Here is a 10,347-nt window from a genome sequence, read left to right on the forward strand (position 1 = left end):
ACCGCCAGCCCAGCTAGACCGCCTGATTGAGCGGCAGAGGCCTGGTCATCGCCCGACGGCCATGGCGGCTGGCTGCTTCGGGGGGCTTGCCTTGGGCAGGGCTGCAGCTTAGGTTGATGACATTGGGGGCCAGACTGGACCTGTGGGTGCAAATGTGGGCAGCCATAATCAATGGGCCATTTTGGGGGTATGGCTGGGGGCAAGCGAGCGTCGCGCAGACGTCGGTTTCGATTCTATATCCTGGTGTGCCGATAACCGAATACAGTCATAATATCGTTCTCGATATTCTCGTATGGAATGGGCTAATTCCAGGGGCTTTATTGCTTGCGGTGGCGGCTTTTTTTTTCGCAAGATTTGTGATTATGGGTAGAAGTTCAGAGGCGCTTTTTTGTTTGCTGGCTGCGGGGTTCTTTTGCATTCATTCAATGCTTGAATACCCTTTTGCCTACGCCTTTCTTCTGTTTCCCATCGGAATTCTATTGGGTGTTTTGGAGTTTGAAGTAGCCGAGGCTCCGGTGTTGTCGGTAGCGGTTAAGTATGTGTATGGCCTCGTTTTGATTTCGCTGGTTGTTTTGTTGGTCTTTGTGGTTGAATATATTCGGGTTGAGGAGGATTACCGTCTGATGCGTTTTGAAAGTGCGAGAATAGGGACAGTTGTGCATGATAAGATTTCTCCTGATGTATTTTTTCTCGATCAGCTTGGTGGGTATATACGTTTTGCTAGAACTCCAGCTACACAAGGAATGTCGGAGGTCGACATTGAGTTTATGAGAAGGGTTTCTCATCGATATCCCTACTCTTCAAGTATTTTCAGATATGCAGTGGCTCTTGGTCTAAACGGTCGGCCGGTAGAGGCGGCGCATGAAATGCTGATCTTGCGAAGTATCCATGGTAAAGGAAGTTACGGAGAGGGCGTTGTGGCATTAGGTGAAATGGAGCGTCGTTATCCTCAGCTCGGGGAATTAATAGGGCGCCTCCCCGAATAGATTTTGGGCCGGGCCTAACCGCTCTCCATTTGTTGTTGAAAACCTTTTCCTTCGATGCTAATTTCGCGCCCGCTGCCGGTGTAGCTCAGTAGGTAGAGCAGCGCACTCGTAACGCGAAGGTCGCAGGTTCGATTCCTGTCTCCGGCACCAGTCACTCTGCAAAGCCCCGAATAGCGGGGCTTTGTCGTTTCTGTGGTTTGGATTACAGGCTCAGGCGCATCGACAGGTCGACGGCTTTGATGTCCTTGGTCAGCGTGCCGAGGGAGATGTAGTCGACGCCGGTTTCGGCGATGGCGCGCAAGGTGGTGTCGTTGATGCCGCCCGAGGCTTCGAGCTTGGCTTTGCCATCGGTGAGGCGTACCGCGGTGCGCATGTCGTCCAGGCTGAGTTCGTCGAGCATGACGATGTCGGCACCGGCATCGAGCGCTTGCTGCAGCTCTTCCAGGTTTTCCACTTCTATTTCCACCGGTTTGCCCGGGGCGATCTTGTGCGCGGCGGAAATGGCGGCGGCGATTCCTCCGCAGGCGGCGATGTGGTTTTCCTTGATCAAGAACGCATCGTAAAGGCCGATACGGTGGTTATGGCAGCCGCCGCAGGTGACGGCGTACTTCTGCGCCAGGCGTAGGCCCGGAAGCGTCTTGCGGGTATCCAGCAACTTGACCTGGGTGCCGGCGACCATGTCGGCATAGGCGCGGCAGCGGGTGGCTACGGCGGAGAGGGCCTGGAGGAAGTTCAACGCGCTGCGTTCGCCGCTGAGCAGCGCGCGGGCGGGACCTTCGAGATGGAAGAGCGCCTGGTTGGGTTGGACGCGTTCCCCGTCGCTGGCCTGCCAATGCACGGCAACGCGCGGATCGACCAGGCGAAAGACCGCATCGACCCAGGCGCTGCCGGCGATGACGGCGTCTTCGCGGGTGATGATGGTCGCATGCGCCATACGTTCGGCAGGGATCAACTGTGCAGTGATGTCGCCATTGCCGATGTCTTCACTCAGTGCGCGTCGCGCGTTGGCTTCGATTTCGGCGGTGAGATCGGCGAGGACGAGGTTCGGCATGGGTGGCTCCGGTGCGGGAATGGCCGGATTATAGGGGCGCGGAGCGATGCGGACTATGTGCATGACCTTACGGCATTTTTTTGTATTTCAATGGTCGTATAAAGATTGCCGTCCAGCTGTAAACAAGCTTACATCTGTGACAGAGGTCCGTATCTGAGAAGACGGTGCTTGGTTGCGTCACCTGGTGTCGATAAGCTGTTGTTACATTGACGCCATGAGATTGACGTTACGGATGACGCCAGTTCCACGCCGGGCAAATGTGCACCCACCGGTGCCTTGTCCGCAGGAGAGACGTAATGAAGAACGACGCGAAGGTAGTACAACTCGGCAAGACCCTACCTGAGGCCTCGCAGTCCGCAGGGCGGTTGCCGTTCGCGCTCGCCAAGGTCCGCGACAAGTCTGCGCAGCAGTTGAAGGTCGCGCTGCAGGCGTTGTTCGATAACGCCGACGACACACTGTTCGAGATGGCCGATCGTGCTACCAGCAATGCCGAGCAGAATTCCTTCTTCGAGGCCATGCGGGACCTTCGTCTGAAGCGAAAGAGCATCGAGCGGGGCTTTCTGGAGAAGCTCTTCGCGGCCTTTGCCAATCTCAATCAGTATGAAATCGGCAAGGCGCCGCAACTCGATTCGGTGTCTTTCGACAGCCTCACGCTCGTGCAGAACGATGAACTGGAAGAGTCCGTGGCGATCGACACGATGGTGGCCAAGGTCATCAGCCGCGCCAGTCGGCCGCTCGGGCACCTGACGACGCGTTTGAATACTCAGGTCAGCAAGAAGCTCGAGGACAAGACCAATCCGTTGGGGCCCGCGGCGCTGTGCGAGTTCTTCCTCGACGCCTGCCGCAGCCTCGGCGTGGAAATCCGCGTCAAGCTGATCGTCCTCAAGCTGTTCGAGAAGTACGTGCTGAGCAGTCTCGATGAGCTCTATGTCGAGGCCAACGATTCGCTGGTGGCCGCTGGCGTGTTGCCGGATCTGAAGAACGCCTCGCAGCAACGCCGCCAGCAAACCCGTGGTTCGTCCAGTCGGGGCTATCTGGCCGACGGCGATGCGCGTCCGTTCACCAGCGGCGAAGGGTTCTCCGGCGATGTTCAGGAGGCGTTCGGCGTGCTCCAGGAGCTGCTTTCCCAGACTCGCGGCAGCATCAGCTACCACCGCGAAGTGCCCGCGGACGCGATGCCGATTTCCAGTCACGACCTGACACGCCTGCTTTCGCACCTGCAGCACCAACAGCCGGCGCAGCAGGCGACCGATGAGTTCGACCTGCGCCAGCAGCTCGAGCAATTGCTCAGCCGGGCCAGTGCCAAGAGTGGCCGGGCGCGGGTGGTTGGCGAGGTGGACGAGGACGTCATCAACCTGGTTTCGATGCTCTTCGAATTCATCCTCGACGACCGCACCCTTCCCGATTCGCTGAAGGCGCTGATCGCGCGCCTGCAGATCCCGATGCTCAAGGTCGCCGTGCTGGACAAGACCTTCTTCAGCCGCGGCAGCCACCCGGCGCGTCGGCTGCTCAACGAGATCGCATCCGCGTCGCTCGGCTGGGGCGACCAAGATGACGCCCAGCGCGACAGCCTGTACCAGAAGATCGAGAGCATCGTGCAGCGCCTGCTGAACGACTTCACCGATGATCCGGTGATCTTTTCCGAGCTGCTTTCCGAGTTCATCGCCTTTACCGGTGACGAGCGCCGCCGCAGCGACCTGCTTGAGCAGCGCACTCGCGATGCCGAGGAAGGACGTGTGCGTGCCGAGCTGGCGCGTCATCAGGTCGAGCGCGCGCTGAACGACCGGCTGCTTGGCAGGACCCTGCCGGAGGTCGTGGTGCGCTTGCTGCAGGAGGCATGGAGCAAGGTCATGCTGCTCACCTACCTGAAGAGCGGCGGCGAGTCCGAAGAGTGGAAGGCCGTTCTGTCGACCATGGACGACCTGATCTGGAGCGTCGAATCTCACGAGGAGCCCGAAGACCGCCTGCGCCTGCTCGAGCTGGTCCCGGGGCTGCTCAAGTCGCTGCGCGACGGGCTGACTAGCGCCGCATTCGACCCGTTCTCCACCGGCGAGTTTTTCAGCCAGCTGGAAGCCCTGCACGTCCAGGCGTTCCAGCGCTTCAAGCGGCCGGAGCCGGAAGGTGAAGGCGAGCGGGAAAGCGCGCTGGCAGAGGGCGAGCACAACATTCTTGATCTCGATGCGGCGGCCCAGGATGACGCGGAGGAGGACCTGATCCTCGCCGAACTGCCGCAGATGGTCGAAGTGGTCGAAGAGATCGTGCTGCTGGCGCCGGGCGAAACCCGGGCGCCGGAGCCGGAGATGATCCTCCCCGACCACGACGAAGCCTTTCAGCAGGTGGACAACCTGCGGGTGGGTAGCTGGGTGGAAATCCAGGAAGACTCCGACCATAAGCTGCGCTGCAAGCTGGCCGCGATCATCAAGCCGACCGGCAAGTACATCTTCGTCAACCGTACCGGCATGAAGGTGCTGGAGAAGACGCGGATGGGCCTGGCCGTCGAGTTCCGTCGTGGCGCGGTACGTCTGCTGGACGACGCCCTGCTGTTCGACCGGGCGCTGGAGTCGGTGATCGGCAACCTGCGGCGGCTCAAGGGCGCTTAGTTTCCTCGCGCTTGAATCAAGGCCCGGATGAGGGGCACCCAGGGAGAGGCTCTCCGAACGGTGCGATTCTTCCGGGCTTTTGCATTTCTGGCCGTTGGCCATGCGCGAGGCGCTTCCAAGCGCCAGGCTTTGCGTGGGTCTGGAGCCTGCTCTAGAGTGGCGACTCGTCGAGGAGTCCCCCATGTACCTGGATCCGCACAGCGGCTGGTTCGAAGGCGTCCGGCATTGCCCTTCGCCCAACTTCAACGCTCGCCCGTCCGGCGAAATATCCCTGCTGGTCATTCACAACATCAGCTTGCCGCCGGGCCAGTTTGGAACCGGCAAGGTGCAGCAGTTCTTCGCCAATCAGTTGGTCGCGGACGAGCATCCCTACTTCGCCGATATCTGCTCCCTGACGGTTTCCGCGCACTTCCTCATCGAGCGCGATGGCGCGGTGTTCCAGTTCGTATCCTGCCGCGACCGGGCCTGGCATGCCGGAGTGTCGCGCTTCGAGGGGCGCGAGAACTGCAATGATTTCTCCCTCGGCATCGAACTCGAAGGCACCGACGACCTGGCCTACAGCGACGCCCAGTACGCCGCGCTGGCGACCCTGACCGGTGAGCTGCGACGGGCCTATCCGGCCATCCGCCCCGAGCGCATCGTCGGCCACAGCGACATCGCGCCCGGCCGCAAGACCGACCCCGGCGGCGCCTTCGACTGGCCGCGGCTGCGCGCGGCACTGACAGAGGAGTCAACTCAATGAGCTTTCTGGTACTGCTGCTCGCGCTGCTGGTGGAAAAGCTGTCCGGCTTGCGCCACCGCATCCAACGCGATGGCCTCTGGTTCAGGCTGCTGGCGCGGATCGACTCCGGCACCGACGCGGGCGCGCCGTGGCTGCGGCTGATCCTGCTGGTCCTGCCGCCGTTGCTGGTCCTGGCGCTGGTGCTGCTGATCCTGCAACCGCTCGCCTATGGATGGTTGGCTCTGCCGGTGCATCTGCTGGTGCTGATCTACAGCCTGGGGCGCGGCGACGTGCAGAAGTCCTGCGGCCCGTTCCGTGATGCCTGGCGCCGTGGCGACGCCGTAGCGGCGGAGCTGGTGGCCGAGCGCGACATGGGCATCGAGGCCTGCGAGCCGGGTTCGCTGCTGCGGCGCGTGCAGCGCTACCTGTTGTGGCAGGGCTATCAGGGTTTCTTTGCGGTGATCTTCTGGTACGCGCTGCTGGGGCCGGTGGCGGCGCTCGGTTACCGGCTGGTGGCGCTGCTCGCCGAGCAGGCGCAAGGCCCGGCGCTGCGTGAGCGTGCCTTGCAGCTGCGCCACGGCCTCGATTTCGTCCCCGCGCGGGTGCTGGTGGCCAGTTTCGCGCTGGTCGGAAATTTCATCGCCGTCAGCCGTGAACTGCTGCACGAGCTGCTCAACTGGAACCTTCCTGCCGAGCAGTTGCTGGAGCGGGCGGGGCGGGCGGCGGGCGATCTCGGCGAGCCGCTGGTCGGCGACCCAGGCGTCGCCAGCCTCGATCTTCTCTGGCAACTGCTGGTGCGTTCGGCCGTGCTTTGGTATGCCGCCCTGGCGATCCGCGCGCTGCTCCTGTGAGCCCGGTTACGAGATGCAACCTGCGTCTGGTGAATGATGGCAAAACGCTTAACCTTAAGTTACAAATCGCAACGCCGATATCAGGTATACAGGCTCCGCGGCTGCCGGCTGCGCCCCTGAAAGTGCCTGGGTAGCTGCTGCGCCCATTCAGCGAAAACTGCTGTTTCTCCGCCGACCATAAAAATAATCGGGAGAATTCGATTGAAGACCATTCTGTACCCGGCGATCGCCCTGATGAGCCGGCTGAGTTTCGCGATGAAGTTCAGCCTGATCAGCGTGATGTTCTTCCTGCCGATGCTCGTCACCAACTTCTATCTGGTGCGCGACTCCTATGATCAGTTCATCGGTACCCGCATCGAGCTGGACAGCCTCGACCTGCTGGGCAGGACCCTCAACATCCAGCGCGACACCGAGTCGCTGAGCAACCTCGTCGAAATCAATTCGCTGATCGGCCAGTCCGGCAACGCGGGCGATGTCGAGCGGCGCATCAGCCAGTTGCAGGACACCTTGGTGGAAACCATCGGCGCGCTGCAGTCGGCGGGCGGAACCACCCAGCAGGTCGAGGACTTCAACGCCAAGCGCGATGAACTGCTGGCCGGCTTGAAGTCCGTCCAGGCGGAAACCTCGTTGCAGAACAAGTCGGCGCTGGTCGACCAGCAGCTCGGGCGCGTGCAGGCCTTCATCGCCTTCGTCGCCTCCGATGCGGGGCTGAGCCAGGACCCGGACCGGTCGGTGCGCCAACTCACCGAACTGGTCACCACCTCCACGCTGAAAGTCACCGATACCCTGGGCGCGGCCCGCGCCACCGGCAGCTACTCCCTCGGGCTGGGCTTCCTCAACTCGGCGGCCAGCAACCGCATGGACGACCTGATCGCGGTCCTGGAAAAACTCGACGGCGAATACGCCGTGGCGCTGGAAAACGCGCTGTCCACCAGTACCGGGGCGCGCGCGGCCCTTCAGGGGCTGGCGCAGGCGAGTCGTGGCAGCCTGAAGGAGTCCAGCACGCTGATCGAAGACAAGATCACCGTGGCCGATACCCTCGATACGCCGTGGCCGGAATATTACGAAGACCTCAGCGCGCAGATGGCCAAGTCGTACCAGTTGAGCGATGCCGCGCTGGGCTTTCTTGAGAGCGAGCTGCAGCAGCGCCTGGCCGAGCATCGCCGGCAGATGCTGCTGCTGGTGGTGGCGCTGATCGCGGTGTTCCTGCTGATCGGCTACCTCTACGGCGGCTTCTACGTGTCCACGCGCAGCACGCTCAAAAGCCTAGGCCGGGTGATGGACAAGGTGGCCTCCGGTGACATGACCGCTAGTTTCAAGGCGCAGACCTCCGACGAGCTGGGCGAGCTGGGGCAGGTGTTCAACGGTACCGTGGTGAAGATTCACGACCTGATCCAGCGGGTCGGGCTGACCGTCGTGGAAGTCGAGCGCCAGGCCGATCGCGTGGAAGTGGTGTCCGGCGAAAGCAACCAGGCGGTGGCGGGGCAACGCAGCCAGATCGAGCAGGTCGCCACGGCGATGAACCAGATGTCGGCCACCGCCCAGGAGGTCGCGCGCAGTGCCGCCGCGGCGGTGGACAGCGCCCACAGCGTCAACGAGGAAACCGTCAGCGGGCGCGAACTGGTCGAATCCCAGGTCGGCAGCATCCAGCGCCTTGCGGGCGAGATCGATCAGTCGGTGCTGGTGATCAACCAGTTGGCCAGCGACAGCCAGTCGATCAGCCGCGTGCTGGATGTGATCAAGGGCATCGCCGAGCAGACCAACCTGTTGGCGCTGAATGCCGCCATCGAGGCGGCGCGGGCGGGCGAGCAGGGGCGCGGCTTCGCGGTGGTCGCCGACGAGGTACGCAACCTCGCAAAGCGCACCCAGCAGTCCACCGAGGAGATCGAGCAGATGATCGCCCGGCTGCAGGGCGGAGTTGGCGCGGCGGTGAAGGCGATGAGTGCCAGTCACCGCATGGCCGACGGCACCGTGGACGAGTCCGGTCGCGTGCAGCGCGCGCTGGAGAACATCCTCGGCGCGGTGGGCATGATCGTCGATCAGAACCAGCAGATCGCTGCGGCGGCGGAGCAACAGACCGCCGTGGCCCACGATATCGATCAGAACATCGTGCAGATCAACCAGGCCGGCGAGCGCACCGCCGAAGGCGCGAGCCAGACCGAGCGGGCCAGCCGCGAATTGTCCGAGCTGGTCGGCGATCTCAAGCAGCTGATCGGCGCCTTCAGAGTCTAGCGGGCGAGCGTGGCAGGCCCGGCACAGGCCTGCCTTCAGGGCTCCCAGCCGAACAGTTCGCAGCTGTTGCGATAGCTCGCCGCGGCCAGTTCCTCGGGGCTGACACCTCTGATTTCCGCCAGCGCCACGCAGATGTCCGGGAGGAATTCCGGGCTGTTGCGCTCGCCGGCGTGGGCGTGCGGGGTGATGTCCGGGGCGTCGGTTTCCAGCACGATGCTGTCCAGCGGCAACTGGCGCAGCACCTTGTGCATGCGCAGCGCCTGCGGCCAGGTGCCGGCGCCGCCGAGGCCGAGCCTGAATCCCAGCCTGATGTACTCGCGGGCTTCCTCGTAACTGCCGCTGAAGGCGTGGGCGATGCCGCCGCGTGCCGGCCGGAGGCGCTTGAGCGTGGTCACCACCGCGGCGTGGGCGCGGCGCACGTGCAGCAGCACCGGCCGCTCGAACTCGCAGGCCAGCTCCAGCTGCGCCTCGAAGAGTTCCTGCTGGCGCGGTTTGTCCGGGTTTTCTATGTAGTAATCCAGCCCCACTTCGCCGATCGCGCAGAGCCGGTCGTCGCCGGCCAGGCGCTGCAGCCACTCGCGCAGTTCGCCGAGGTGCTCCGGGCGGTGCCTGTGCAGGAAGGCGGGGTGCAGCCCCAGGGTCGCGTACAGGCCCGGCTCGCGGCCTACCAGATCCCAGAGGCGCTGCCAGTGCGCCTGGTAGACGCCGATGATCACCTGGCGCTCGACGCCGCGGGCACGGGCGCGTTCGAGCACGGCGGCACGATCGTCGTCGAACGGCGGGAAGTCCAGGTGATTGTGAGTGTCGATGAGTCGCATCAGCGGTCGCCTTCGCCAAGGCTGCGCTGCTTCAACACCCTCGGGATCGCTTCCAGGCCCGGTTGGTAGGCGCCGTGCTCGATGGCCTGGAGCGCCCAGTGCAGAATCCGCTCGGCGAGCCGCTCGTGCTGCTGCGAGATCGCATTGACCCGCAGCGGCAGGAAGTCCAGCAAGCGGGTGTCGCCGAAGGTCGCCAGGCGCGGCGGCGGTACGTCCGGCGAGTCGTGCTGCAGCGCCTCCAGCACGCCTTCCAGCAGCACGTAGGCGGTGGTGATCAGCGCGTCCGGCATCGGCCCGTCGCGCAGCAGCGCCTGCATCTGCTCACACCCGCACGCGCGGCTGAACTCCGCGCCGTGCAACACGCTCAGCTTGCCGGCGAAACCGTCCAGGCCCTCGCGAAATCCCGCCTCGCGCGCCTGGCTGATGGGCAGCTCGGGGCGCGCGCCGATCAGCACCACGTGCGTGGGCAATGACTCCAGCAGGCTGCGGGTGAGCAATACGCCGGCCTGCCGGTCGTCGCTGACCACCGAGCGGATGGACCGGGGGTCGAGCGCGCGGTCGAGGGCGATCACCGGCAGGCCGGCGTCGACCAGTTGCGCGTAGGTGGGGTCGTCCTGCGGCAGGCAACTGGCGACCACCAGCGCGTCGCAGCGCCGCGAACGGAACAGTTCGACCAGCTGGCGCTCGCTGTCCGGCTCGTCGTCCGAGCTGGCGATCAGCAACTGGTAGCCGACCGCCCGCGCGCACTGTTCGAGGAACTTGGCGGTGCGCGCGTAGCTGGGATTTTCCAGGTCGGGAATGATCAATCCCAGGCAGCGGCTCTGGCCGCGGCGCAGGCCGGCGGCCTGCTGGTCGGGACGATAACCGTAGCGCTCGACCACCTCGCGCACCCGCGCCACGGTGGCGGCGCTGATTCTGCGCTGTACCGCCTGGCCGTTGATCACGTAGCTGGCGGTGGTCACGGACACCTCGGCCAGGCGGGCGACATCGCTGAGTTTCACGGTGGGCGGGGTCCTTGTGGTCAATACTGCTGGATGGGCCGGGCTTCAAAGCTTCACCCATTCTGGGGTAACGTGCCAACCCTTGAT

At 63.7% G+C, this 10,347-nt stretch carries 8 protein-coding genes and 1 tRNA gene; 6 read left to right on the top strand and 3 right to left on the bottom strand.

Features of this window, described 5'->3' with window-relative positions:
* Positions 1–152: 152 nt before the first annotated feature.
* The gene (locus QMX85_RS18010; RefSeq protein WP_282343223.1) at positions 153–986 is read left to right on the top strand and encodes a Wzy polymerase domain-containing protein; all 834 of its coding nucleotides are present in this window, start codon (positions 153–155) and stop codon (positions 984–986) included.
* Positions 987–1,060: 74 nt separating this feature from the next.
* Positions 1,061–1,136, top strand: a tRNA-Thr gene (locus QMX85_RS18015).
* A gap of 52 nt (positions 1,137–1,188) precedes the next feature.
* On the opposite strand, the gene nadC is transcribed toward QMX85_RS18015, so the two are convergent.
* Positions 1,189–2,037, bottom strand: a complete 849-nt coding sequence (nadC, locus tag QMX85_RS18020) for a carboxylating nicotinate-nucleotide diphosphorylase (protein WP_282343163.1) — start codon at positions 2,035–2,037, stop codon at positions 1,189–1,191.
* Positions 2,038–2,333: 296 nt separating this feature from the next.
* Between nadC and QMX85_RS18025 the strand changes: the two genes are divergently transcribed.
* The 4 genes from QMX85_RS18025 (at position 2,334) to QMX85_RS18040 (ending at position 8,441) form a co-directional block, all read left to right on the top strand.
* Positions 2,334–4,637 (top strand): DUF1631 domain-containing protein, encoded by a 2,304-nt coding sequence (locus tag QMX85_RS18025; RefSeq protein ID WP_282343165.1) that lies wholly within the window; start codon positions 2,334–2,336, stop codon positions 4,635–4,637.
* A gap of 181 nt (positions 4,638–4,818) precedes the next feature.
* Positions 4,819–5,379 (top strand): 1,6-anhydro-N-acetylmuramyl-L-alanine amidase AmpD, encoded by a 561-nt coding sequence (ampD, locus tag QMX85_RS18030; RefSeq protein ID WP_282343167.1) that lies wholly within the window; start codon positions 4,819–4,821, stop codon positions 5,377–5,379.
* Positions 5,376–6,209 carry a regulatory signaling modulator protein AmpE gene (ampE, locus tag QMX85_RS18035; RefSeq protein ID WP_282343169.1) on the top strand — a complete coding sequence of 278 codons (834 nt, stop codon included), beginning with the start codon at positions 5,376–5,378 and terminating at the stop codon, positions 6,207–6,209. The genes ampD and ampE overlap by 4 nt, the downstream gene beginning before the upstream one ends.
* A 201-nt stretch (positions 6,210–6,410) precedes the next feature.
* Positions 6,411–8,441, top strand: a complete 2,031-nt coding sequence (locus QMX85_RS18040; RefSeq protein ID WP_282343171.1) for a methyl-accepting chemotaxis protein — start codon at positions 6,411–6,413, stop codon at positions 8,439–8,441.
* Between the two features lie 35 nt (positions 8,442–8,476).
* On the opposite strand, the gene QMX85_RS18045 is transcribed toward QMX85_RS18040, so the two are convergent.
* A complete protein-coding gene (locus tag QMX85_RS18045) occupies positions 8,477–9,259 on the bottom strand; it encodes a TatD family hydrolase (RefSeq protein WP_282343173.1) in 783 nt (260 codons plus the stop codon).
* Positions 9,259–10,260: a catabolite repressor/activator gene (cra, locus tag QMX85_RS18050; protein ID WP_282343176.1), complete on the bottom strand. Its 1,002-nt coding sequence runs from the start codon at positions 10,258–10,260 to the stop codon at positions 9,259–9,261. The genes QMX85_RS18045 and cra overlap by 1 nt, the downstream gene beginning before the upstream one ends.
* Positions 10,261–10,347 lie beyond the last annotated feature (87 nt).

The organism is Pseudomonas sp. PS02288 (assembly GCF_029959715.1).
Lineage (GTDB): Bacteria > Pseudomonadota > Gammaproteobacteria > Pseudomonadales > Pseudomonadaceae > Pseudomonas_O > Pseudomonas_O kuykendallii.

What these genes read in the sequence shown, in the direction of transcription:
- ampE (WP_282343169.1), top strand. Translation starts at nt 5,376, where the DNA reads ATGAGCTTTCTGGTACTGCTGCTCGCGCTGCTGGTGGAAAAGCTGTCC.
- QMX85_RS18045 (WP_282343173.1), bottom strand. Translation starts at nt 9,259, where the DNA reads ATGCGACTCATCGACACTCACAATCACCTGGACTTCCCGCCGTTCGAC.
- ampD (WP_282343167.1), top strand. Translation starts at nt 4,819, where the DNA reads ATGTACCTGGATCCGCACAGCGGCTGGTTCGAAGGCGTCCGGCATTGC.
- nadC (WP_282343163.1), bottom strand. Translation starts at nt 2,037, where the DNA reads ATGCCGAACCTCGTCCTCGCCGATCTCACCGCCGAAATCGAAGCCAAC.
- QMX85_RS18010 (WP_282343223.1), top strand. Translation starts at nt 153, where the DNA reads ATGTGGGCAGCCATAATCAATGGGCCATTTTGGGGGTATGGCTGGGGG.
- QMX85_RS18025 (WP_282343165.1), top strand. Translation starts at nt 2,334, where the DNA reads ATGAAGAACGACGCGAAGGTAGTACAACTCGGCAAGACCCTACCTGAG.